This is a genomic window from Bradyrhizobium sp. MOS002, from assembly GCF_003020115.1.
Classification (GTDB): Bacteria; Pseudomonadota; Alphaproteobacteria; order Rhizobiales; family Xanthobacteraceae; genus Bradyrhizobium.
This window is the reverse complement of the sequence record NZ_PYFX01000005.1, coordinates 289,636-312,299: the sequence shown is the minus strand read 5'-3', so window position 1 is coordinate 312,299 and position 22,664 is coordinate 289,636. Positions and strand designations below refer to the sequence as shown.

The following is a 22,664-nucleotide window of genomic DNA, read 5'->3' as shown; positions in this document are numbered from 1 at the left end:
CTATCTGCCAATCACACCGCAACTAGCCGCTCGCGCCGCAGGAACGCAAGCAGCGGCAGCAGCGGCAAGCCGAGAATGGTGAAGTGATCACCCTCGATGCGCTCGAACAAATGGATACCCAGGCTTTCGAGCTGATAGCCGCCGACGCTGCTGGTGACGGCATCGCCGGCGGCGTCGAGATAGACCGAAAGCTCGGCCTCGGTCATCTGCCGCATGGTGAGGCGGGCGATCGAGACGTCCTCGAAGATGATCTCGCCATCGCGTGCGATCGCCACGGCGGAATTCAGCTCATGGCTATGGCCGGAGAGATCGCGCAGTTGCGCCAACGCCTGGGCGCGGCCTGCAGGCTTGTTGAAGAGGCGATCGCCAAGCGCCAGCGTTTGATCCGCACCGATGACGGTGCTTCCGGCGTGATGGGCCGAGACTGCTCTGGCTTTTTCGCGCGCCAGCAGCAAGGCAATCTCGCGCGGACCAGAAAGCCCGGAGGCGGCTTGGATACCGCGCTCGTCGATATCAGCCGTGATCGCCTTGAACTCGAGCCCGGCATTGGCCAGCAGCATCTTTCGCGCGCTGCTCTGCGAGGCCAGGATCAACGAAGATTTGCCGAGCCACAGACTCATCGCAAAATCATTCCCAAGACTTTTCCCAAGACTATTGAGAAGGCCGGTTACGCTGACGATCGCTGTAGAGTTTCATGATCGCCGCGGCGGTTTCCTCGATCGAGCGCCGCGTGACGTCGAGCAGCGGCCAATCGTGCTTGGCGCTCAGCTTGCGGGCAAATGCGACCTCCTCGGCGACCGACTGCTTGTCGGTATAGGTGTCGCTGCTGGAATCGGCGCCCATGGAAAGCAGGCGGTTCTGGCGCACCTGGATCAAGCGTTCCGGCGTCGCATGCAAGCTCACCACCAGCGGTCGCGTCAACGTCTCCAACTGCGAGGGAACCGGAATGCCCGGAACCAGCGGCACGTTGGCAGTGCGGATGCCACGGTTGGCAAGATAGATCGACGTCGGGGTCTTGGAAGTGCGGGAGACACCGACGAGCACCACGTCCGCGTCGTCGAGCCCTTCGACATGCTGACCGTCATCGTGGATCATCGTGTAGTTCAACGCGTCAATGCGCTTGAAGTATTCGGCATTGAGGACGTGCTGGGCGCCGACCCGGCCGGTCGTGGCAGCGCCGAGATAGGCCTCGAACAATTGCATCACCGGGCCAATGATCGACAGGCTCGGAACATTGATCCCCTTGCACTTGTCCTCGAGCCTGGAGACCAGATCCTTCTCAAGCAGCGTGAACAGCACGATTCCCGGCGCTTCCTCGATCTCGTCGAGCACCCGATCGAGCTGTTTCTGGCTGCGCACCAGCGGATAGACGTGCTCGACCGGGGTCACGTTGGCGTATTGGGCAGCAACGGCGCGCGCGACCGTGATCAGCGTCTCTCCGGTGGAATCGGAGACGAGGTGCAGATGAAAATAATTGTTCGAGGTCGGCACAAAAGCCCTTTGTATGAAGACGGTGTGGTTTGTGGATTTCTGTGGAGCTTAACCCCTCGGAAAGGGATGTGCGACACCGGGGGCGGGACAAGTGCCAATTTTCTTCACACCACTGCCCCTGAGAACAACTTCGACGCCCTGCCGAAGGCGAAACGGGATTATGCCGACAACCCTCTTGATAAGCTGTCGACAGAAACGCGCAAGCCTTTGAAGGCGACCGACTTATCGAAAGCGGCCGGAGCTCTCAGAGGATATGTTGATGGATGTGAACAAGCGCGTGTGAACGGGCGGACGGAAATGTGTGAGTCCAATTCACCGTCACATAGACTCAAACCTTAAGAATCTAAGATTCTTATTGGAGAAGGGCGCTACGGACGGATATGTGTGCAGGCAAGACCTTAACGACTTCTTACTATCCCCAGCGTTCCCCTCGGCTGGTCAGGAATCCGGACCCCAGACATGTTCGAAGACGTCTACCTCTGGATCAAGGCGCTGCATGTGATCGCGGTCATCTCCTGGATGGCGGGCATGCTCTATTTGCCGCGGCTGTTCGTTTATCATTGCGAGGCCGAAATCGGCTCGAAGCAGTCGGAAACGTTCAAGGTCATGGAACGGCGGCTGTTCAAGGCGATCATCAACCCCGCCATGATCGTGACCTGGCTCGCCGGGCTCTATCTCGCCTGGGCTGGACACTGGTTCACTTTCGGCTGGCTGCACGTAAAACTGGCACTGGTCCTGGCGATGTCGGCGGTCCACGGCTTTTTTTCGCGCTGGTTGAAGGATTTCGCAGCAGACCGGCGCCCCCGAAGTCAGAAATTCTACCGTATTATCAACGAGGTGCCGACTGTCCTGATGATTCTGATCGTCATCATGGTGATCGTGAAGCCGTTCTAGGCAAGGATCGCGAACAATCGCTCAGCGCTTCGGCTTGCGGAGTGTGAGGCGATTTTCTATATTAGCGATATCCCACCCAACGCAGGCGGATGTGGTTGTGTCTGAGCTTTCCAGAGGCCGGACACCCCATCAGGTTTGAAGCCTCACCGGCACTCTCCTTGCCAGACCTGCGGACCTTGCCTTTTCGCGTCCGCATTTCAGAGCCTCCTCGCACCCCCTCCCCAGGTTACCCCACAGGACCACCCCAATGCGGGAAATCAAACTCCAGGACCTCAAGTCGAAGACGCCGGCCGAGCTCGTCTCGTTCGCGGAAGAGAACGGGGTCGAGAATGCCAGCACGATGCGCAAGCAGGAACTGCTGTTCGCCATCCTCAAGCAGCTTGCGCTTGCCGAGACCGACATCGTCGGCGAAGGCGTCGTCGAGGTTCTCTCCGACGGCTTCGGCTTCCTCCGCTCGCCCGATGCGAATTATCTGCCGGGCCCGGACGACATCTACGTTTCGCCCTCGCAGATCCGCCGTTTTGGCCTGCGCACCGGCGACACCATCGAAGGCCACATCCGCAGCCCGAAAGAGGGCGAACGCTATTTTGCGCTGCTCAAGGTCAACACGCTCAATTTCGAGGATCCGGAAAAGGCCAAGCACAAGGTCAATTTCGACAACCTCACGCCGCTGTTTCCGAATCAGCGCTTCCGCATGGAAATCGACGATCCGACGCGGAAAGACCTGTCTGCAAGGGTGATCGACATCGTTGCGCCGATCGGCAAGGGCCAGCGCGCTCTGATCGTCGCGCCGCCGCGCACGGGCAAGACCGTGCTGATGCAGAACATCGCGCACTCGATCGCGCATAATCATCCCGAGTGCTATCTAATCGTGCTCCTGATCGACGAACGTCCGGAAGAAGTCACGGACATGCAGCGCTCGGTGAAGGGCGAGGTCGTCTCCTCGACCTTCGACGAGCCGGCGGTGCGCCACGTCCAGGTCGCCGAGATGGTGATCGAGAAGGCCAAGCGTCTGGTCGAACATGGCCGTGACGTCGTGATCCTGCTGGATTCAATCACGCGCCTCGGCCGCGCCTACAACACCGTTGTGCCGTCATCGGGCAAGGTGCTGACCGGCGGTGTCGATGCCAACGCGCTGCAGCGGCCGAAGCGCTTCTTCGGCGCCGCCCGCAACATCGAGGAGGGCGGCTCGCTGACGATCATCGCGACCGCGCTGGTCGATACCGGCAGCCGCATGGACGAAGTCATCTTCGAAGAGTTCAAGGGCACCGGTAACTCCGAGCTGATCCTCGACCGCAAGGTTTCGGACAAGCGGACCTTCCCGGCGATCGACATTTCGCGTTCCGGCACCCGCAAGGAGGAGCTGATTACCGATCCGGTGGTCCTGAAGAAGATGTATGTGCTTCGCCGTATCCTGAACCCGATGGGGACGATGGACGGAATCGACTTCCTGCTCGACAAGCTGCGCTCGACCAAGAGCAATTCCGAGTTCTTCGACTCGATGAACACCTGATTGCAGTGCAGCATGATCAAAGGGCGCCTTCGGGCGCCCTTTTTCTTTGTGCGGCTTTGTTGCAGCGAAGGTGCAGCATGGCGGAGCACCTGCCCCTACGCTTAGATTCTTATAAGCTATTGATATCGCTTATATTATAGTCATTTTAGAACACCAATCGTTCTGCGGCGAGTAATTGTTGCAGCAAACGACAGCGGATATATTGCATCGCAATATGGATTTTGCTGCGGGATTTGACGCGCGAAAACTCGCCCTTCGTCGGCCGAAACGGATGTTTGCCTTTTCGCTTTCAGCCGGACAAATAGGCCATGCATCCGCGAGACCAGACCATCTTTGCGCTGTCGTCCGGCCGTCCGCCGAGCGCGCTCGCGGTGGTGCGCGTCTCCGGGCCATGCGCCAGCCTGGTGCTGACGACGCTGGCGGGCAAGCTGCCGGCGCCGAGACAGGCCAGCCGCCGGCTCCTTCATGACGGCGCGGGCCAGCCGATCGACGATTCGGTGGTGCTGTGGTTTCCGGGGCCGGGCAGCGCGACCGGCGAGGACGTCGCCGAATTTCACGTCCATGGCGGCCGCGCGGTGCTGGCTGCACTCCTCGCCGCCATTTCCGGTATTCCGAACATGCGCGCCGCCGAGCCCGGTGAATTCACGCGTCGCGCCTTCGAGAACGGCAAGCTCGATCTGACCGAGGCGGAGGGCCTCGACGATCTCATTCATGCCGACACCGACCGCCAGCGCCGCCAGGCGTTACGGCAGTTGCAGGGCCTCCTCGGCAATCGCGCGCGCGACTGGCGCGAGCGAATCATCGAGGCCTCCGCCTTGATCGAAGCCGGCATCGATTTCTCCGACGAGGGCGATGTGCCCGCCGAGTTGATGGCGCCTGCGGTCAAGGCGATCGGTGCGCTGCATGACGAAATCGCAGAAGTCCTTGCGGCACAGGGACAAGCTGAACGCTTGCGCGACGGCCTCGTGGTCGCAATCGCGGGCGAGCCGAATGTCGGCAAGTCGACGCTGATCAACCAGCTCGCGCGCCGCGACGTCGCAATCGTCTCGCCGCACGCGGGCACGACGCGCGATGTGATCGAGGTGCAGCTCGATCTCGATGGCTATCCCGTCACGGTGATCGACACCGCCGGCATTCGCGAGACCGATGATCCGGTCGAGCAGGAGGGTGTACGCCGGGCGCGAGCCCGCGCCGACGATGCTGATCTCGTGTTGTGGCTGGTGGAGGCGGGACGCGCTGTCGACCCTGACGCGATGTCGCTACTGGGGAAGTCCGGCAACGCAAGCAGTCCCTCCGGCGGCGCGATCTGGGTCGTGCGCAACAAGATCGATCTCGGCGGGGTCGAGGGCGTGAGGCCGCGCGGTGAGTTCGGAATCGCGGCGAGCCGGGGGGACGGCATCCCCGAGCTGGTCGATGCCCTGGTGAAATTCGCCGCCGACTTCTTCGGAACGACGGAGGGCGCATTGGTGACCCGGGCGCGCCAGCGGGATCTGCTGCGCCGGGCGTCGGACAGCTTGCGCCGGAGTCTGGAGCTCATAGAAGAGGGTGAGGAGCTTGCCGCCGAAGAGCTGCGCGCTGCCGCCTATGCCTTGGGCCGGCTGCTGGGTCGGGTGGACGTCGAGGATGTCCTGGGGGCCATATTCCAAAGATTCTGTGTTGGTAAGTAGCAATAGTTCTTCATTGTAGAACTAGCCTTTGTTCCATTTCTTGCTGTTTCACGTGAAACAGGGCCGGCGCAGTTCCTTGACGTTTCACGTGAAACACCGGCACCTTGGGTTTCGCCGGTATGCGCAGGGTCCCGCTTCGGGCGCTGGCGACTTAAGAAGCGGGTGCGCGGAGATGCCTTGCATTGCTCCTGTTCGCCAGCAACGCCGGGGTGCCGGGCTCCTGCCGGTGCGCTTCCCAATCACCGACCCGTCACTGCTGTACGACCTCCGGACCACGCCTTTTCCCTTCGCGAGCCCCGTTTTCTTGCATGAAAAAATGGTAATGTTTCCAAGGGCCCTTCTACTGTGCATGGGGTTGTTTTCGCGAAAAACATTTTGCCCCCCGTGTCCTTTGCCCCGTTTCACGTGAAACAACCGGCCCTCCAGTTTCCACTTCCGGCTTCCCCGTCTCTGAGCTAAAAGTCCGCCCATGCGAACAGAGCGAGAGAGCTTCGACGTCATCGTGATTGGCGGCGGCCATGCCGGCTGTGAGGCCGCGGCCGCCTCTGCCCGGATGGGCGCGGCGACCGCTCTGGTGACGCACCATTTCTCCACCGTCGGCGCGATGTCCTGCAATCCCGCGATTGGGGGTCTGGGCAAGGGTCATCTGGTTCGTGAGGTCGATGCGCTCGATGGTCTGATGGGGCGGGTCGGCGATGCCGGCGGCATCCAGTTTCGCGTCCTCAATCGCCGTAAGGGCCCGGCGGTCCGCGGTCCGCGCGCGCAGGCCGACCGGAAGCTCTATGCCGCCGCGATGCAGTCGGCGATCCGGGAGACCGAGGGTCTTTCCGTCGTCGAAGGCGAGGCGGACGAGCTGATCGTGGTCGAGGGACGGGTGATCGGCCTGCGCCTGGCCGATGGCCGCGAACTTCGGGCAGGGGCTGTGGTCGTCACCACCGGCACCTTCCTCCGCGGTCTGATCCATCTTGGCGAGAAGAACTGGCCGGCCGGTCGGGTTGGCGAGGCGCCTGCGATGGGGCTTTCGACCTCTTTCGAGCGCGCCGGGTTCACCCTTGGACGACTCAAGACGGGGACTCCGCCGCGTCTGGACGGCACGACGATCGACTGGTCGGCGGTCGAAATGCAGCCGGGGGACGAGCCTCCGGAGCCGTTTTCCGTGATGACCGAGCGGATCACGACGCCGCAGATCCAGTGCGGGATCACCCGGACCAATTCCGCGACCCACGAGGTGATCCGGGCCAATGTCCATCGCTCCCCGATGTACTCCGGCCAGATCAAGAGCTCCGGACCGCGCTATTGCCCCTCCATCGAGGACAAGATCGTTCGCTTCGGCGATCGCGACGGTCACCAGATCTTCCTGGAGCCGGAAGGGCTCGACGACAGCACGGTCTATCCCAACGGCATCTCGACGTCGCTGCCGGAGGAGGTCCAGCTCGCCATCCTCGCAACCATTCCCGGCCTGGAGCGGGTGAAGATGGTCCGGCCCGGCTATGCCATCGAATACGACCACATCGATCCACGTGAGCTCGATCCGACCCTTCAGACCAAGCGTTTGCGCGGCCTGTTCCTGGCCGGGCAGATCAACGGCACGACCGGGTACGAGGAAGCCGCCGGCCAGGGCATCGTGGCCGGCCTGAACGCGGCATTGGCTGCGAGCGGCGCCGCGCTGACGGTGTTCGACCGGGCCGATGGCTATCTCGGCGTGATGATCGACGACCTCGTTACCCGCGGCATCAGCGAACCCTATCGGATGTTTACCTCAAGGGCTGAGTACCGGCTGACCTTGCGGGCGGATAATGCCGATCAGCGTTTAACCGAGAAGGGCATCGCCCTGGGATGCGTTGGGAGCGCCCGCACCCAGCATCATCGCGCCAAGATGGACGCCCTGAATGCGGCTCGAACGCTATCGAAGTCGCTGACGATCACCCCGAACGAGGCCATAAAGCACGGTCTGACCCTGAACCGGGACGGCCAACGGCGGTCGGCTTTCGAGCTGATGGCGTATCCCGACATCGGCTGGAGCCAGGTTCGTGCGATCTGGCCGGACCTCGCCGGCATTGATCCCGTCATTGCCACCCATCTCGAGATCGACGCGAAGTACGATGTCTATCTGGAGCGCCAGAGCGCCGACGTCGAAGCCTTCAGGCGGGACGAGGGTCTGGTGCTGTCGGACGTCGATTACCAGCAGGTCCCTGGTCTCTCCAATGAGGTGCGGGCCAAGTTGGAGAAGGCGCGGCCGTTCACCATTGGCCAGGCCGGCCGAATCGACGGCATGACGCCGGCGGCGCTCGGCATCCTTGCGGCCTATCTCCGCCGCGAAGCGCGGAAGACTTCCAAAGCAATCGCATAGGCGTTTCACGTGAAACAGCGCGGGCCGGGCGGCGGCAGATCGTCATCAGGAAAACCCTCGGCGGGTGAGGGCGCCGGTCGTCGCCCCGAACCGGCGCCGACCAGGCCGAAGATCGACAAGGCCAGCGCCAACGATCGGTCCTTGGACTCGGTCATCGCCGCCGACAAGGTTGCGGCGCTCAAGCTCGCGTCCGTTTCACATGAAACCGAAGCCCGGCTCGATCGCTACATCGCACTGCTGCGGGAGTGGCAGGCCAAGACCAACCTCGTCGCGCCCTCGACGTTGCCGCATCTCTGGACCCGGCACATCGCCGATTCGCTTCAGCTCGTCGCTCTCGCCCCGTCGGCCAAACGCTGGGCCGACCTCGGCAGCGGCGGTGGCTTTCCCGGAATCGTCCTAGCCTGCGCCATGGCTGGGACGGTCGGGGCCAGCGTCCATCTGGTCGAGCGAATCGCCAAGAAGGCGGCCTTTCTGCGCGAAGCGGTCCGAGTAACTACATCACCGGGAGTCGTACATCTCGCTGAGATCGGGGATAATGTGGATAGAATCACCGGCCCGGTCGATTGCGTCACCGCGCGTGCCCTGGCTCCGCTACATCAACTCATCGGCTTTGCGGAGCCGCTGATGCGCCAGGGCGCAAAGGCGTTGTTTCTCAAGGGTCAAGATGTAGAGTCTGAATTGACCGAAGCCACTAAATATTGGAATGTTCAGCCGCAGCTCCACCAAAGCCGTACAGGCGACGGTTGGATCGTCGAGCTGGCTTCCGTCGAACGGCGCGGGTGAGGCGTCAGGGGCCGAGTGGGGAATTTGCGATGAGCGTGATCGACGAACCGCAGCAAGAACAGACCGCCGCCGTCCCGCATGGGCATCCGCGCATCCTGGCGCTGGCGAATCAGAAGGGCGGCGTGGGAAAAACAACCACGGCGATCAATCTCGGCACGGCGCTCGCTGCGATCGGCGAACGCGTCCTGATCGTCGATCTCGATCCGCAGGGCAACGCCTCGACCGGCCTTGGCATCGATCGCCGCAACCGCTCCTGCTCGACCTATGACGTTCTTGTCGGCGAGGCGAGCCTGCGGGAAGCGGTGGTGTCGACGGCAGTGCCGCGGCTGCATATCGCGCCCTCGACCATGGATCTCTCCGGCCTCGAGCTCGAGCTCGGCACCACGCCCGGTCGGGCGTACAAGCTGCGTGACGCGATCAGCGCGCTCAACAACAACGTCTCGCCCGACGCCGATTACACCTACGTGCTGATCGACTGTCCGCCCTCGCTCAACTTGATCACCGTGAACGCGATGGCGGCTTCCGACGCGATCCTGGTGCCGCTCCAGTGCGAGTTCTTCGCGCTCGAAGGTCTGTCGCAATTGCTGCAGACGGTGGAGCAGGTTCGCTCGACGCTCAATCCGAACCTGTCGATCCACGGCATCGTGCTGACCATGTTCGACTCGCGCAACAATCTCTCGAACCAGGTCGTTGCCGACGTCCGGCAGTTCATGGGCGAGAAGGTCTACAAGACCATGATCCCGCGCAACGTGCGCATCTCGGAGGCGCCGTCCTACGGCAAGCCGGTGCTGGTCTACGATCTCAAATGCGTCGGCAGCGAAGCCTACTTGCGGCTCGCCACCGAAGTGATCCAGCGCGAGCGCGAACTGCGGACGACGCATTGAAGTTGCCGTAGGGTGGGTTAGCCGATGGCTAACCCACCACTGTCGATCTCCGCGGAAACAGAAGAGGTGGGTTACGGCGAGCAGATACGCTTCGCGCATCTGCAGGGCTAACCCACCCTACGATTCGAAATTCAGTTCTGGAGTGCTGCAGCGTGAATCCAAGGGAGCTGGCGATGGCCGACGAAGCGCGTTCGCGATTGGGCCGGGGTCTTGCGAGTCTGATCGGTGATGTCGGCGGCGAGGCTCAACATGTCGATCGGCCGCGTGCGCAACGCAAGGTGCCGATCGAGTTCATCAAGCCCAATCCGCGCAACCCGCGCCGCACCTTTTCGGAAACTGAGCTCCGGGAGCTCAGCGATTCGATCAGGCAGCATGGCGTGATCCAGCCGATCGTGGTGCGCCCCGTGAAGGGTGCGCAGGACCGCTTCGAGATCATCGCCGGCGAGCGGCGCTGGCGCGCCTCGCAAATGGCCGGCCTGCACGAAGTGCCGATCGTCCCCGTCGACATCAGCGACAGCGATGCGCTGGAGTTCGCGATCGTCGAGAACGTGCAGCGCGAAGACCTCAACCCGATGGAAGAGGCGCTCGGCTATCACGCGCTCGCCAACGAGTTCAAACGCAGCCAGGACGACATCGCCAAAGTCGTCGGCAAGAGCCGCAGCCACATCGCCAACATGATGCGGCTGACGAAGCTTCCCGCCGAGGTGCAGGCCTTGATCACGAGCGGCGAGCTGACCGCAGGCCATGCCCGCGCCCTGATCGGCGTGCCTGATCCGCTCGCGGCCGCCAAGCGCATCGTCGACGAAGGCCTCAACGTCCGCCAGACCGAGGCGCTGGCGCATGAAGAGGGCGTGCCGGAACGCAAGCCGCAGAAGGCGCGCACGGGAGCGAAGGAAAAGGACCCTGACACGGTCGACCTGGAGAAGCGCGTCAGCGACGCGCTCGGGCTCAAGGTCACGGTGAGCCACCGCGATCCCGGCGGCTCGGTGCAGATCAACTACCGCAACCTCGATCAGCTCGACGAGGTGATGCGGCGGCTGGCGAAGGGCGCGCTGTAGGCCCCCGCACTCTCCTCGTCATTGCGAGCGCAGCGAAGCAATCCAGAATCTTTCCGCGGAAGGACTCTGGATTGCTTCGTCGCTTGCGCTCCTCGCAATGACGGGATGAGAGCGGGGGCTCAGCCTCGCCGCTTCGCGTTCGCGGCGATCGCCATCAGCGTACGCTGGGCGATGGCGGCGGCTAGCGTCGATTGCTTGCGGGTGTCGAGCGCGGCGGTCGCGAGCTGCTCGATGATGGCGGTAAGCCGCGCCACGCTGAAATTGCGCAGTGCGGTTTCGACCGCGGGCTTCCGCGAAAAATGCAGGCGCGGATAGCCGCTGTCGAGCACGGCGGAAGCGGGCGTGCCGTCGGCGATTGCGAGCGCCGATTTGTGCAGCCACGCCGCCTGACGCTGCGCCGCGGAGATGATCACGCCGGGGTAGGTGCCGGCGATCATGGCTTTGGCAAACTCGTTCTCGACGATCTCGGGACGGCCGGCGAAGGCGCCATCGACGATCGGATCGAGTTTCAGCTCCGACGCATCGGCGACGACAGCCATCACGTCATCCAGTGTGATCTCGCCCTTGCCATGGGCATAGAGCGTGAGCTTGCGCAGCTCGTTGCGGGAGGCCTGGCGGTCGCCACCGAGGAACGACATCAGCGCCGCGCGGGCATCCTGCGCGATGCGCAAATTAGCGATGCGGAGCTCGTCTTCCATCAGCTTGGCGAGGTCGCGCTCGGTATCGGGATAGCAGGCGATCGCGACGGCCGCCTTGGCGCGTTCGCAGGCCTTGCGCAGTGGCGATTCCGGGCGCAGCTCGCCGGCCTCGATCACGATGCGGCAATCCCTGACGCCCATCTCCGCCAGCGTGTCGATAGCACTGGCGAAGCTGCGCGAGCCGGCGCGTACGCGGATGGCGCGGCGGCCGCCGAACAGGGGCACCGTCATGGCTTCGTCGACGAGACGCGACGGCTCGGCGGAGAGCTCGTCGCCATCGATCTTGACCAGCGAGAAGGGGTCGTTGGGATCGTCGACAGCCGATGCGATCAGCGCATCCGCGCGTTCGCGGACCAGGCCGGCGTCAGGACCATAGAGCAGGATGATCGGACGGCCCGCATCGGGGCGGGCGAGATAGGCGTCGATCTCTTTTCCGCGCAGCGCGACCATGGTGCCTGGGATTCGTCAGTCCGGGACGAACCGGGGTGACGGGATGAATTAAGTGCCTGCGGTGAAGAACGAGGCGAGGCGGGTCGTGATGTTCTCGGCGATCTCGTTGGCGGCGCGATCCTCGGCATCACGTACCGCGCGGTTGCGGCTGAAACGCTGATAGGAGCCGGGCATGTCGTAGGACACGCGGGAGAACGTCGTGCCTGTCATCACCGACTTGCCGCTGACCACCTCGATGAGATTGTACTGGGCATCGAGGCCGTAGTTTTCGCTGCTCGGCAGGCCGGTATTGGGATCGACGATCAGCGACGTCTTGCTGCTCGCGAAGCGGATCTCCAGGCGGTGGGTCGGTGGCATGCCGGTGGCGGTGCCATAGAGCCTGAAGGCCAGCGCGTTGCGGACCTCGACGCCGACGCGGGCCTCGCGCGAGGCATTGGCCTTGGCGATCGGGGGCAGATCGACCCCCATCAGCTTCTCGCGCAGGCCGGGGGTGCCGTCGCTGTGCTCGGCATACATCGGATGGAAGCAGCCGGCCGTCATGGCCGCCAGTGCGGCGACCGCCAGCAAGCGGGCTGCGATGCGGATCCTAGCCGACAACATTCACGATCCTCTTGGGGACGATAATCACCTTGCGGACGGGCTTGCCGTCCAAGGCCAGTTTTACCGCATCGAGGGCCAAAACGGCAGCCTCGATTTCCGGATTCTCGGCCGCTGTTGCAACTGTGACCTCGCCCCGCTTCTTGCCGTTGACCTGGACCACCAGGGTCACACTGTCTTCAACCAGCAAATCGCGTTCGATTTGGGGCCAATTGGCCTCGGAAACCAGCCCGCTGTGGCCGAGAACCTGCCAACACTCCTCGGCCAGATGCGGCATCATCGGGGAGAACAGCTGGACCAGGATCTGGCTGGCCTCCCGGATCGCCCAGGCCAAATCCGGAGCCGGCTGGCCGGGACGCTGCAAGACCTCCGCAAACGCATTGGTGAATTCGCGGATATGGGCAAGGCAGACGTTGAAGTGCAGCCGCTCGATCCCGGTGGTGACCTTGTCCAGCGCGCCATGGGCGGCCTTGCGCAAGGCGGTGGCGTCCGGACCGAAGCTGGCCGGCCGGGCCGCCGGCGCGGTCTTGCCGGGCTCGATCGAGTCGTTCACCAGCCGCCACAGCCGCTGCACGAAGCGCGAGGCGCCCTGGACGCGCTCGTCGCTCCAGATCACGTCGCGCTCGGGCGGGGAGTCCGACAGCATGAACCAGCGCGCGACGTCGGCGCCGTAGGTCTCGATGATGTCGTCGGGATCGACCGTGTTCTTCTTCGACTTCGACATCTTCTCGATCGGGCCGATCTGGATGTCTTCGCCTGACGTCAGCAGCGTGGCGCGGCGGCCGTTGGCGCCGGTCTCGACCTTCACCTCGACCGGCTGGACATAGGTGCCGTCAGCCTTCTGGTAGGTCTCGTGCACCACCATGCCTTGCGTGAACATGCCGGCGAACGGCTCGTCCAGTGCGATATGCCCCGTCGCCTTCATCGCGCGCGTGAAGAAGCGGCTGTAGAGGAGATGCAGGATCGCGTGCTCGACGCCGCCGATATACTGGTCGACCGGCAGCATCCGGTTGGCGACCGCGGGCGTCGTCGGCGCGTTCTCGTTCCAGGGATCGGTGAAGCGCGCGAAGTACCAGGACGAATCCACGAAGGTGTCCATGGTGTCGGTTTCGCGCTGAGCCTTGCCGCCGCATCGCGGACAGGTCACGTGCTTCCAGGTCGGGTGATGATCGAGCGCGTTGCCTGGCTTGTCGAAGGTCGCATCGTCCGGCAGCTTCACCGGCAGGTCGGCGTCAGGCACCGGCACCACATCGCATTTCGGGCAATGGATGATGGGGATCGGACAGCCCCAATAGCGCTGGCGCGAAATGCCCCAATCGCGCAGGCGGAAGTTCACCTGGCGCTCGCCGACCGGCGCGTTGCCGCGCAGTTCGGTCTCGAGACGCTTCGCCACGTCGTCCTTGGCCTGATCGATCGTCATGCCGTCGAGGAAGCGCGAATTGATCATGCGGCCGTCACCGTCATAGGCGGTATCGGTGATGACAAAGGTCTTGGGATCCTGGCCCTCGGGGCACACCACCGGCGTATTGCCGAGAGCGTACTTGTTGACGAAATCGAGGTCGCGCTGGTCGTGTGCGGGGCAGCCAAAAATGGCGCCGGTGCCGTATTCCATCAGCACGAAGTTGGCGACATAGACCGGCAGCTTCCAGCTCGGATCGAACGGGTGAACCGCGCGAATGCCGGTATCGAATCCCTGCTTCTCGGCGGTGTCGATGATTTCCTGCGCCGTGCCCATCCGCTTGATCTCGCCGATGAAGTCGGCGAGATCAGGGTTTTTGGCGGCGGCGGCCTGCGCCAGCGGATGATCGGCCGAGATCGCCATGAACTTCGCACCGAACAACGTGTCGGGGCGCGTCGTAAAAATCTTCAGCTCGCTCTCGCCGGCCGGCGTCGTCGCCGCGTCGAGCGCGAAGCGGATCAGCAGACCCTCGGACCGGCCGATCCAGTTGCGCTGCATCAGCCGCACCTTGTCCGGCCAGCGATCCAGCGTATCCAGTGCCGACAGCAGCTCCTGCGAGTACTTCGTGATCTTGAAGACCCACTGGTTCATTTCCCGTTGTTCGACAACGGCACCCGAACGCCAGCCTTTCCCGTCGATCACCTGCTCGTTGGCGAGCACGGTCATGTCGACGGGGTCCCAGTTCACCTTGCGCTTCTCGCGCTCGGCGAGGCCCTCGCGCAGGAAGTCCAGAAACATCTTCTGCTGGTGCTTGTAATAGGAGGGATCGCAGGTCGCGATCTCACGGCTCCAGTCCAGCGACAGCCCGATCGAACGGAGCTGCTTCTTCATCGCGGCGATGTTGTCGTAGGTCCAGGCCTTTGGCGCCACTTTGCGCTCGATCGCGGCGTTCTCGGCCGGCAGGCCGAAAGCGTCCCAGCCCATCGGGTGCAGCACGTTGAAACCCTTGGCGCGCATGAAGCGGGCCAGCACGTCGCCGAGCGTGTAATTGCGGACATGGCCGATATGGATGCGCCCCGACGGGTAGGGGAACATCTCCAGCACATAGTATTTCGGCCGCGGATCGTCGTTCTTGGAGACGAAGATCGCCTGTTGGTCCCAGGCGGCTTGCCAGCGCGGTTCGGCGTCGCGGGCGTTGTAGCGTTCGGAGGTCATGGAATCGTTGGGTTTTCGTGGATCTGGCCGTCTAAAGACGGCGGACTAGGCCATAGAAGTCCTCAAGGGGTCAATGGGTTGCCGCAATTTGGGAACCTTCGGCGCTGCACCGCATAACTACTGAGGCCGCGTTGGGGCGTGATTAAGGGGTCGATGCGAGTTTGCGACTGACCAGAACTCTCAAGACTCGTGATGGACACCAGCTTCGACGACCCCGATTACGACTATGCCGCGTCCATTGCCGGACGGGCGATGCGGAGCATGGCCGAACAGCGGATTCCCGCCACGCCGACCAATTTTGCCGTCTGGTTCCAATATTTCGCGGGAAGCCATGATGATCTGCGCAATGCGATCGATCTCCTGATCGATCACAATCGGCCCTTCGACCTCAGGACCAATCGGGATCTGTTCGAAACCTACGTCGCGCCCCAGGTGAGTGCCATCGTCGTCGACACGTCCGAGCGGCTCCACACCCTTATGGGCGTGGCGAAGGATTTTCTTGCGACTGCGATTGCCGACAATCACTCCCAGATGCAGGCGATCAACGAGGTCGCGGACCAGGGCAAGGCCGGTGTCGATCCCAAGGCGCTGGTTGCCCAGCTCATGAACGAGCTGGGCCACGCGGCCACCCGCGCGACGCGGCTCGAGGCGGGCTTTGCGGAAAAGACCCGCGAGCTCGACGTGATCCGCGCCTCTCTCTCCAAATCCGAGGAGCGTGCCCGGACCGATACGCTCACAGGCCTTGCCAATCGGCGGGCGCTCGATGAATTCCTGCGCAAGGCGCAGACGACTGCGGACTGGGGCGAGCCGCTCAGCGTGCTGATGCTCGACATCGACCACTTCAAGACCTTCAACGACAGTTTCGGCCACGGCGTCGGCGACCAGGTGCTGCGTCTGATGGCCAAGGTGCTGCGCGAAAAAGTCCGCGAGCAGGACCTGTCGGCCCGCTATGGCGGCGAGGAGCTGATCGCGGTGCTGCCGGGTGCCGATCTCGCTGTCTGCGCCCAGATTGCCGAGCGCATCAGGCACGCGATCGCGGAAAGCAGGATCACGCGTCGCTCGACCGGCGAGGTCCTGCCCCATATCAGCGTGTCGATCGGCGTTGCGCAGTACCGGACCGGCGAAGGGATCACCGATCTCATCGAGCGCTGCGATCGCGCGCTCTATCTCGCCAAGAACGGTGGCCGCAATCGCGTGGTCACCGAGAGCGAGCTCGATGGCGCCGGGGCTGCGGGTTAGCCCTCAACCCGCCATCATCATTTCCGCCGCGCCGTTGTCGATCACCGTGATGCCGTGCTCGACGACGGTGTTGCGGCCGCGGTGCTTGGCCGCGTAGAGCGCGGCGTCGGCGGCTTCGATCAAATCGCCGGGACGCAAGCTCTCGTTTGGCTTCGTCGCGGCAACGCCGATCGAGACGGTGACGATCATGTGGTCGGAGGTGATGTGCGGCAGGCACAGCTTCAGCACGGCCGCGCGCGCCTGTTCGCCGATTTCGACGGCGCGTGCGACGTCGGTGTTCGGCAGCAACAGGCAGAATTCCTCGCCGCCGTAGCGGGCAGCGAAGCCCATCGTGTCGGCGGCGATGTCGGACAGCGACTCGCCAAGTCTGGTCAGGCAGGAATCGCCTTCGAGATGGCCATAGGTGTCGTTGAACAGCTTGAAATGGTCGACGTCGATCATCAGGAGCGCGAGGTCGCTGCCATATTGCTGCGCGCGCATCCATTCGAAGTCGAGGCGGCTCTGGAAGCCGCGGCGGTTGGCGAGCCCCGACAACATGTCGATCGAGGCCATCACCGTGAGCCGGTCGTTGCTCGCCATCAGCTCGCGTTCGCGCTGGCTGAGTTGCGCGGCCATCGCGTTGAACGCGCGGGCCAGTGGCACGAATTCGGCTGGCAGGCGATTGCGCGCGGCACGGGCCGAGAGGTCGCCCTCGCCCAGGCGCTTGGCCATGTCGGCGAGCATCCTGATCGGCTTGATCACCAGTTTCTCGGCTGCGATCAGCGCGCCGAGCAGCACGAATAGCACGACGAAAGCGAGCTGGAGATAGGCGGTGCGGATGTCGCGGCTCACGGCCGCGGATACCTTGTCCTCGTCGATGCTGGCGATCAGGCGGGCATTGGTCCCGGCGATGCGGATATAGCTGACCGCGCGGCGGGAGCCGTCGGCTGCAAGGAAAGAGAGTGAGCCTTCGTCCTGGTCAGACCTCAGCGCTTTGTCGGCGATCGCGGACATCAGCGGCAAGTTGTCGAGCGGACGGCCGATCGCGCTGTGCTGGTCGGCGGGTGCCGCCAGCACGGTGCCGGCGCTGTCGACCAGCACGGCCGTGATGCCGGCGCGACCACCCAGATTGCTCATGACCTTCGACATCCAGTCGAGGTTGACGGTGGCGAGCACGACGGCATCCGCTACGCCGCTGAAGGCGGACACCGGGTAAACAGCCATGACGGTCGGTGTCGGCACCGGGCGCGACAGGATGAAGTCGCTCAGCACGAAGCGGCCGGTTTCCTGCGCCTGCTGGAAGTATGGCCGGTCACTGAGGTCGAGGCCGACATACATGTTGTTCGTGGCGCACTGGATGCGGCCGTCCTGGCCGGCGATCAGAAGCGTGCGGATCCAGGGGAGATTCGACGGCAGGCTCGCGCGCAGCACGTCACAGCTCTTGCTGATGCCGCCGGCGGAGGCGCGGATGAATGCTTCCGATTTCAGGATGGTCTCGACCGACGAGATCACCTCGCGCTGCGCATCGGCGCTGTGTCTTGCGACGGTGGTGAATTCGGTCGTGGCCTGCGCGATCTGCCGCGTGCGCGTGTCTTCGAGCGATCGGATGCGTTCGAACATCAAAGGCGTCACCAGAATCACCGCGAGCAACGCAAGCCGCGCCCGGATTCCGAGAACCTGCTTGAGTTTCGCTCGTTTGCGGTTGAAACTGACGTTTGCCATCTGCGCTGCCCACCCCGCGGCTAAGGTAAAGCAAAGGGTTCAAAAACTCTTTCTTGAACTCGGTAAAATTAGAACTAGCTCCGCAACAACAGATCCAATGCGACATCATGACTGAAGCAAACGCCGCGCCGCTAACCGGACATTCACCAAACGCGCTCGCCGCGGTCGAAGCCGAAATCGCGCGCGCCTGCAAGGATGCGCGGCGCGAACGTGCCTCCGTGACGCTGATCGCGGTGTCGAAAACTTTCGCCGCGGATGCAATTACCCCGGTCATCGACGCCGGACAGCGCGTATTCGGCGAGAATCGCGTGCAGGAGGCCAAAGGCAAGTGGCCCGCGTTAACGTCTGTTTACTCCGATATCGCGTTGCACCTGATCGGGCCGCTGCAATCCAACAAGGCGAAAGAGGCGGTCGCGCTGTTCGATGCCATCCATTCGGTCGACCGCCCGAGCATTTGCCAGGCGTTAGCCAAGGAAATCGAATCCCAGAACAAGCACCCGGAATTGTTCGTCCAGATCAATATCGGCGAGGAGCCGCAGAAGGCCGGCATCGCCCCCGGCGAGGCCGATGCGTTCATCGCGAGCTGCCGCAACACCTACGGGCTGACGATCTCGGGGTTGATGTGCATCCCGCCGGTGGATGAGCCGCCGGCCGCGCATTTCGCGCTGACCGCCAAGATCGCCGCGCGCAATGGATTGAAGAAGCTCTCGATGGGCATGAGCGCGGATTATGCGACCGCGATCATGCTCGGCGCCACCCATGTGCGCGTGGGAAGCGCGATCTTCGGGCACCGGTGAGAGCAGTTAGCGACGGCCGCGCCCGGCAACGGCTCTTGATTTCGTCATTGCGAGCGTAGCGAAGCAATCCAGAATCTTTCCGCGGAGGGACTCTGGATTGCTTCGCTTCGCTCGCAATGACGGCGGAGTGTGGGGCTGGCTACGCGAACCCCACCGACACCGTCCCCAGCACGCCGAAATCCACCGCGAAACGATCACCCGCCTCGATCGGCAGCGGCGGATGGCACGTGCCCGTGGTCACCACCTCCCCTGCCCGCAAGGTGATGCCGAGGCCACGCAGCTCGTTGGCCAGCCAGACCAGGGCAATGCGGGGATCGCCGAGCACGTTCTTGCCGTGGCCGAGATAGCGCTGGCCGCGCAGCGTGATCTGCGGCCGCTCCTCGACAAGATCCATGGCACGCCAGTTCGCATGCGTCGCTGCGCCCAGCACGAACAGATGCGCACAGGCATTGTCGGCGATCAGCTGCGCCTCGCCGGCGCTGGCGAAATCGGCAAAGCGCGAATCGGGAATCTCGATCGCGGGATGGAAGGTGTCGACGGCGGCGAGGACCTCGTCCGCGCTGTAAGGCGCGGACCGGGGCGGCAGATCGCGCCCCATGCGGAAAGCGAACTCGGGTTCGCCGACGCGCATCGCGTTGCCCTTCATCGAGGCGGTGCCGCCATCGGCGATCACGGTGTCGCTCATGATCCGACCGGCCAGCGGCCCCGCGACATTGATGTGCTTCTGTCCGGCCTCGCTCGTCGCCGCGATCTTCCAGCCGAACAATTCCCCGCTGAGCGCACCCTGGACGGCGTAGCCCTCGGTGCGGTTCTGTGGCCGCAACCCTGTCTCCAGCGCGTCAAGCTTGGTGCCGTCGCGCCAATGTCGGATGAGGACGCGCGATGCGGCGGCGATCTGATCCCTGTCGAGCATGTGTCCTCACCCGATGATGATTTTTGTTTTTGGTCCCAGCCGCCGCAGCAATTGTCGCATCGCCGCTTGGGTCATCGAGACGCAGCCTGCGGTCGGGCCGAAATTGTCGCGGGCCAGATGCAAAAACACCGCGCTGCCCCGGCCGGCGATACGCGGCTTGGTATTGTGGTCAATTTCGATGATGAAGTCATAGAGATGGTCGGCCCGCTTGAGCCGGTCACCGCCCTGCCCCTCGCCTAGCCGGATTCCCTGATTGTAGTGACGGTCATTGGGATCCTCGCACCAGGCGTCCTCGCCGGTGATGATCCGGGCCGGCAGGAAGGTCTGCGGGCGGCTGTGCCGGTCGCCCCGCCACCACAATCGCCTGGGACGGAAGCTGCCCCTCGGGGTACCGCCGTCGCCCTCGCGCTTGTTTGCCAGAATGCCGCCGCGTCCGAGCGCCACCGGAATCGTCAGCGCTCCAGCGGTCAGCCAGCCCCGGCGCGGATTCCCGGCGGCAGACTTAACGCGGATCGCCGACAGCGGCCCGGCGCCTCGGTTCGAGGTGTAACTAACTGAAGCAGCTTTCTTTTTCATATGAACGTGCGATGTCGAATTCATTACAGGACATTCATCAAAACGGCCTGCTATTCTGGGTTAGAGTGGTTCTGGCTTGTGAATCGGTAACAGCCCACTACTTCAAGACGAACAACAATAATAATTGCGACCCCTAAACTTCCCTCTCGGCTGGGTGCAGCATGGATGCGCGCCGCGCCGGACCCCAAAAGGATGACCCCCTATGGCCAATGCCCGCAAGATCCTGATCGTGGATGACGATACCGATCTGCGCGATACGTTGGTGGAGCAATTGTCGCTGCACGAAGAATTTGAAGCCTCCGCGGTCGATACCGGCGCCAAGGGCGCGAGCGCCGCGAAGGCCAATGCCCCCGATCTCGTCCTGATGGATGTTGGCCTGCCCGACACGGATGGCCGCGAAGTGGTCCGTTCCTTACGCAAGGGCGGGTTCAAGGCTCCGATCATCATGCTCACCGGGCATGACACCGATTCCGACACGATTTTGGGGCTGGAATCCGGCGCCAACGACTACGTCGCAAAACCCTTCCGCTTCGCCGTGCTGCTGGCGCGCATCCGCGCCCAGCTGCGGCAGCACGAAGCCAGCGAGGACGCGGTGTTCTCGGTCGGCCCCTACTCCTTCCGGCCCGGCTCCAAGATGCTGACCGCCGCCAATGCGCGCAAGGTCCGGCTGACGGAGAAGGAAACCGCGATCCTCCGCTTCCTTTACCGGGCCGGCCAGATGCCGGTTTCGCGCGAGACCCTGCTCCAGGAGGTCTGGGGCTACAATTCCGGCGTCACCACCCACACGCTGGAAACCCACATCTACCGCCTTCGCCAGAAGATCGAGAAGGACGCCGCCAACCCGGAAATCCTGGTCACGGAAGCCGGTGGATACAAGCTGGTGCCGTGATACGCTTCAGGGGCGTGCGAATCGTTTTAGATTGCGTGCCCTTGAGCCCCGGACCTGAATGTCAATCGACGACGATGTAGCGCTTCTCGAGCGTGTCCCGACACTGCGCCTGTTGGGAGACGCTTCGTTGCGCATGCTGGCGATCGGCTCCGAGCAGCGTGACTTCGTCCGAGGTGACGTCCTGTTCAATCTCGGCGACGATGCCGATGCCGGCTTCGTGGTCCAGCGCGGCGCCTTCCGGGTCGACGACGGCGCCGGCGCGGAGATGATCGCAAGTCCCGGTGCGCTGATCGGCGAGCTCGCGCTGATCGTGCCGATGAAGCGGCCCTCGAGCGCGATCGCGATCGAGCACGCCTCCGTCATCCGCGTCGCGCGCAGCCTGTTTCAGCGCGTGCTCGAAAGCGACCCCGCCGCCGCCGTTCGCCTGCGCGATGAATTCGCGGTGCGCTCCAGCCAGATCGCCAGCGATATATTGATGGCGGGCGCGAAGCTGACGTCTTAGGTCTGAGAAGCATCTCGTAGCCCGGATGGAGCGAAGCGCAATCCGGGGCAGTCTTTTCCGTAGGCGAGAATCCCGGATTACGCTGCGCTCCATCCGGGCTACAAGATCACACCTCGAGCGTCACCGTCACGGGCACATGGTCCGACGGACGCTCCCAGCTGCGCGCCTCGCGCAAAATCTTGAAATCACTGACCGCGTCTTTCAGCGCGCGCGAGACCCAGATGTGGTCGAGCCTGCGGCCGCGGTCGCCGACGGTCCAATCGGCCGAGCGGTAGCTCCACCATGTGTAGACCTTTTCCGACATCGGAATGCGCTCACGCGCGACGTCGACCCACTCGCCGGCGGCGAGCGCGGCTTGCAGCTTCTCGGTTTCGATGGGCGTGTGCGATACCACCTTCAAAAGCTGCTTGTGCGACCAGACGTCGTTCTCATGCGGAGCGACGTTGAGATCGCCGACCAGGATGTGGCGATCCTCGCCGCGCGGATGCAACGGCTCGCACGCCTTCATCTCGTCGAGGAAGCGGAGCTTGTGATCGAATTTCTCGTTCAGCGCGGGATCGGGAATGTCGCCGCCGGCCGGCACGTAGAAATTATGCACCACCAGGGGCTTCGCGATCCCAGCCTTCTCACCGAACGATACTGAGATGTGGCGTGAATCCACTTTGTCGCAGAAGGTGCGGATGTCCTTCGACTCGAAGGGAATCTTCGAGACGATGGCGACGCCGTGATAACCCTTCTGGCCGTTCAACGCGACATGCTCGTAGCCGAGCCGCTTGAAGCGCTTTAGTGGAAAGGCGTCGTCGATGCACTTGGTCTCCTGGAGACACAGCACGTCCGGCCGCGCGCTCTTGAGAAATTTTGCGACCAGATCGATGCGCAGCCGCACCGAATTGATGTTCCAGGTTGTCAGGGAAAAACGCATGAGGGATGCGTCTTAGCATGGATTGGCGCGAGGAAAGCACCCGTGCACGATAGGCCGACTCTGGCCATCCACGACAATCTCTCGTGCCCCGGACGCTGCGCGGCACGAAGTGACGCGCTGCAGAGC

Annotated in this window: 20 protein-coding genes; 11 read left to right on the top strand and 9 right to left on the bottom strand. The window is 63.4% G+C overall.

All coding sequences use genetic code 11. The features are described 5' to 3' along the window. Positions 1-11: 11 nt before the first annotated feature. Both C7G41_RS18665 and C7G41_RS18660 read right to left on the bottom strand, forming a co-directional pair. Complete coding sequence (locus C7G41_RS18665) at positions 12-620, bottom strand: Maf family nucleotide pyrophosphatase (protein ID WP_106943944.1); 609 nt, start codon at positions 618-620, stop codon at positions 12-14. A gap of 31 nt (positions 621-651) precedes the next feature. Continuing rightward, complete coding sequence (locus C7G41_RS18660; protein WP_106943943.1) at positions 652-1,491, bottom strand: pyruvate, water dikinase regulatory protein; 840 nt, start codon at positions 1,489-1,491, stop codon at positions 652-654. Between the two features lie 459 nt (positions 1,492-1,950). On the opposite strand from C7G41_RS18660, the gene hemJ reads away from it, so the two are divergent. From hemJ to C7G41_RS18620, 7 genes are all read left to right on the top strand, one after another. Next, positions 1,951-2,385, top strand: coding sequence for a protoporphyrinogen oxidase HemJ (gene hemJ, locus C7G41_RS18650; protein ID WP_106943942.1), 435 nt, complete (start codon positions 1,951-1,953; stop codon positions 2,383-2,385). Positions 2,386-2,632: 247 nt separating this feature from the next. Beyond that, positions 2,633-3,898: a transcription termination factor Rho gene (gene rho, locus C7G41_RS18645; protein WP_007598612.1), complete on the top strand. Its 1,266-nt coding sequence runs from the start codon at positions 2,633-2,635 to the stop codon at positions 3,896-3,898. Positions 3,899-4,206: 308 nt separating this feature from the next. Next, positions 4,207-5,565 (top strand): tRNA uridine-5-carboxymethylaminomethyl(34) synthesis GTPase MnmE, encoded by a 1,359-nt coding sequence (gene mnmE / locus C7G41_RS18640; protein WP_106943941.1) that lies wholly within the window; start codon positions 4,207-4,209, stop codon positions 5,563-5,565. A 469-nt stretch (positions 5,566-6,034) separates the two neighbouring features. Next, positions 6,035-7,915, top strand: coding sequence for a tRNA uridine-5-carboxymethylaminomethyl(34) synthesis enzyme MnmG (gene mnmG / locus C7G41_RS18635; RefSeq protein WP_106943940.1), 1,881 nt, complete (start codon positions 6,035-6,037; stop codon positions 7,913-7,915). Positions 7,916-7,924: 9 nt separating this feature from the next. Beyond that, positions 7,925-8,698: a 16S rRNA (guanine(527)-N(7))-methyltransferase RsmG gene (rsmG, locus tag C7G41_RS18630; RefSeq protein ID WP_106943939.1), complete on the top strand. Its 774-nt coding sequence runs from the start codon at positions 7,925-7,927 to the stop codon at positions 8,696-8,698. 29 nt (positions 8,699-8,727) lie between these two features. Then, complete coding sequence (locus C7G41_RS18625; protein ID WP_106943938.1) at positions 8,728-9,582, top strand: ParA family protein; 855 nt, start codon at positions 8,728-8,730, stop codon at positions 9,580-9,582. A 173-nt stretch (positions 9,583-9,755) separates the two neighbouring features. Continuing rightward, positions 9,756-10,640: a ParB/RepB/Spo0J family partition protein gene (locus tag C7G41_RS18620; RefSeq protein ID WP_199198465.1), complete on the top strand. Its 885-nt coding sequence runs from the start codon at positions 9,756-9,758 to the stop codon at positions 10,638-10,640. Positions 10,641-10,759: 119 nt separating this feature from the next. Here C7G41_RS18620 and holA read toward each other — a convergent pair whose 3' ends face one another. The 3 genes from holA to leuS are packed head-to-tail and all read right to left on the bottom strand — an operon-like array spanning position 10,760 to position 14,999. Then, complete coding sequence (gene holA, locus C7G41_RS18615; RefSeq protein ID WP_106943936.1) at positions 10,760-11,788, bottom strand: DNA polymerase III subunit delta; 1,029 nt, start codon at positions 11,786-11,788, stop codon at positions 10,760-10,762. A 48-nt stretch (positions 11,789-11,836) separates the two neighbouring features. Further along, positions 11,837-12,388: an LPS assembly lipoprotein LptE gene (gene lptE / locus C7G41_RS18610; RefSeq protein WP_106943935.1), complete on the bottom strand. Its 552-nt coding sequence runs from the start codon at positions 12,386-12,388 to the stop codon at positions 11,837-11,839. Further along, a complete protein-coding gene (leuS, locus tag C7G41_RS18605; protein ID WP_106943934.1) occupies positions 12,375-14,999 on the bottom strand; it encodes a leucine--tRNA ligase in 2,625 nt (874 codons plus the stop codon). Before leuS ends, lptE begins: the two co-directional genes overlap by 14 nt. Before the next feature lie 192 nt (positions 15,000-15,191). Here leuS and C7G41_RS18600 point away from each other — a divergent pair, with 192 nt between their 5' ends. Then, on the top strand, positions 15,192-16,238 hold the full coding sequence (locus C7G41_RS18600) for a GGDEF domain-containing protein (protein WP_199198464.1): 1,047 nt from the start codon (positions 15,192-15,194) through the stop codon (positions 16,236-16,238). 3 nt (positions 16,239-16,241) lie between these two features. Here the strand turns inward: C7G41_RS18600 and C7G41_RS18595 are convergent, their stop codons facing one another. Next, on the bottom strand, positions 16,242-17,939 hold the full coding sequence (locus tag C7G41_RS18595; protein ID WP_106943933.1) for a diguanylate cyclase domain-containing protein: 1,698 nt from the start codon (positions 17,937-17,939) through the stop codon (positions 16,242-16,244). A gap of 107 nt (positions 17,940-18,046) precedes the next feature. On the opposite strand from C7G41_RS18595, the gene C7G41_RS18590 reads away from it, so the two are divergent. After that, entirely contained in the window at positions 18,047-18,736 is a 690-nt protein-coding gene (locus tag C7G41_RS18590) for a YggS family pyridoxal phosphate-dependent enzyme (RefSeq protein ID WP_106943932.1), read from the top strand. Positions 18,737-18,875: 139 nt separating this feature from the next. Here C7G41_RS18590 and C7G41_RS18585 read toward each other — a convergent pair whose 3' ends face one another. Further along, positions 18,876-19,649 (bottom strand): 2-keto-4-pentenoate hydratase, encoded by a 774-nt coding sequence (locus C7G41_RS18585; protein WP_106943931.1) that lies wholly within the window; start codon positions 19,647-19,649, stop codon positions 18,876-18,878. A gap of 6 nt (positions 19,650-19,655) precedes the next feature. Continuing rightward, positions 19,656-20,225, bottom strand: coding sequence for a L,D-transpeptidase (locus C7G41_RS18580; protein WP_199198463.1), 570 nt, complete (start codon positions 20,223-20,225; stop codon positions 19,656-19,658). A 202-nt stretch (positions 20,226-20,427) separates the two neighbouring features. Here C7G41_RS18580 and C7G41_RS18575 point away from each other — a divergent pair, with 202 nt between their 5' ends. Both C7G41_RS18575 and C7G41_RS18570 read left to right on the top strand, forming a co-directional pair. After that, complete coding sequence (locus C7G41_RS18575; RefSeq protein ID WP_007598630.1) at positions 20,428-21,114, top strand: response regulator transcription factor; 687 nt, start codon at positions 20,428-20,430, stop codon at positions 21,112-21,114. A 58-nt stretch (positions 21,115-21,172) separates the two neighbouring features. Then, complete coding sequence (locus C7G41_RS18570) at positions 21,173-21,616, top strand: cyclic nucleotide-binding domain-containing protein (protein WP_007598631.1); 444 nt, start codon at positions 21,173-21,175, stop codon at positions 21,614-21,616. A 106-nt stretch (positions 21,617-21,722) separates the two neighbouring features. Here C7G41_RS18570 and xth read toward each other — a convergent pair whose 3' ends face one another. Continuing rightward, positions 21,723-22,538, bottom strand: a complete 816-nt coding sequence (xth, locus tag C7G41_RS18565; RefSeq protein ID WP_106943929.1) for an exodeoxyribonuclease III — start codon at positions 22,536-22,538, stop codon at positions 21,723-21,725. Positions 22,539-22,664: the final 126 nt, after the last annotated feature.

Excerpts from the sequence above, each read along its gene's own strand:
- C7G41_RS18665 (WP_106943944.1), bottom strand. The coding sequence starts at position 620 with ATGAGTCTGTGGCTCGGCAAATCTTCGTTGATCCTGGCCTCGCAGAGC.
- hemJ (WP_106943942.1), top strand. The coding sequence starts at position 1,951 with ATGTTCGAAGACGTCTACCTCTGGATCAAGGCGCTGCATGTGATCGCG.
- rho (WP_007598612.1), top strand. The coding sequence starts at position 2,633 with ATGCGGGAAATCAAACTCCAGGACCTCAAGTCGAAGACGCCGGCCGAG.
- mnmE (WP_106943941.1), top strand. The coding sequence starts at position 4,207 with ATGCATCCGCGAGACCAGACCATCTTTGCGCTGTCGTCCGGCCGTCCG.
- mnmG (WP_106943940.1), top strand. The coding sequence starts at position 6,035 with ATGCGAACAGAGCGAGAGAGCTTCGACGTCATCGTGATTGGCGGCGGC.
- C7G41_RS18625 (WP_106943938.1), top strand. The coding sequence starts at position 8,728 with ATGAGCGTGATCGACGAACCGCAGCAAGAACAGACCGCCGCCGTCCCG.
- C7G41_RS18620 (WP_199198465.1), top strand. The coding sequence starts at position 9,756 with ATGGCCGACGAAGCGCGTTCGCGATTGGGCCGGGGTCTTGCGAGTCTG.
- holA (WP_106943936.1), bottom strand. The coding sequence starts at position 11,788 with ATGGTCGCGCTGCGCGGAAAAGAGATCGACGCCTATCTCGCCCGCCCC.
- lptE (WP_106943935.1), bottom strand. The coding sequence starts at position 12,388 with ATGTTGTCGGCTAGGATCCGCATCGCAGCCCGCTTGCTGGCGGTCGCC.
- leuS (WP_106943934.1), bottom strand. The coding sequence starts at position 14,999 with ATGACCTCCGAACGCTACAACGCCCGCGACGCCGAACCGCGCTGGCAA.
- C7G41_RS18600 (WP_199198464.1), top strand. The coding sequence starts at position 15,192 with ATGGACACCAGCTTCGACGACCCCGATTACGACTATGCCGCGTCCATT.
- C7G41_RS18595 (WP_106943933.1), bottom strand. The coding sequence starts at position 17,939 with ATGGCAAACGTCAGTTTCAACCGCAAACGAGCGAAACTCAAGCAGGTT.
- C7G41_RS18590 (WP_106943932.1), top strand. The coding sequence starts at position 18,047 with ATGACTGAAGCAAACGCCGCGCCGCTAACCGGACATTCACCAAACGCG.
- C7G41_RS18585 (WP_106943931.1), bottom strand. The coding sequence starts at position 19,649 with ATGCTCGACAGGGATCAGATCGCCGCCGCATCGCGCGTCCTCATCCGA.
- C7G41_RS18580 (WP_199198463.1), bottom strand. The coding sequence starts at position 20,225 with ATGAAAAAGAAAGCTGCTTCAGTTAGTTACACCTCGAACCGAGGCGCC.
- C7G41_RS18575 (WP_007598630.1), top strand. The coding sequence starts at position 20,428 with ATGGCCAATGCCCGCAAGATCCTGATCGTGGATGACGATACCGATCTG.
- C7G41_RS18570 (WP_007598631.1), top strand. The coding sequence starts at position 21,173 with ATGTCAATCGACGACGATGTAGCGCTTCTCGAGCGTGTCCCGACACTG.
- xth (WP_106943929.1), bottom strand. The coding sequence starts at position 22,538 with ATGCGTTTTTCCCTGACAACCTGGAACATCAATTCGGTGCGGCTGCGC.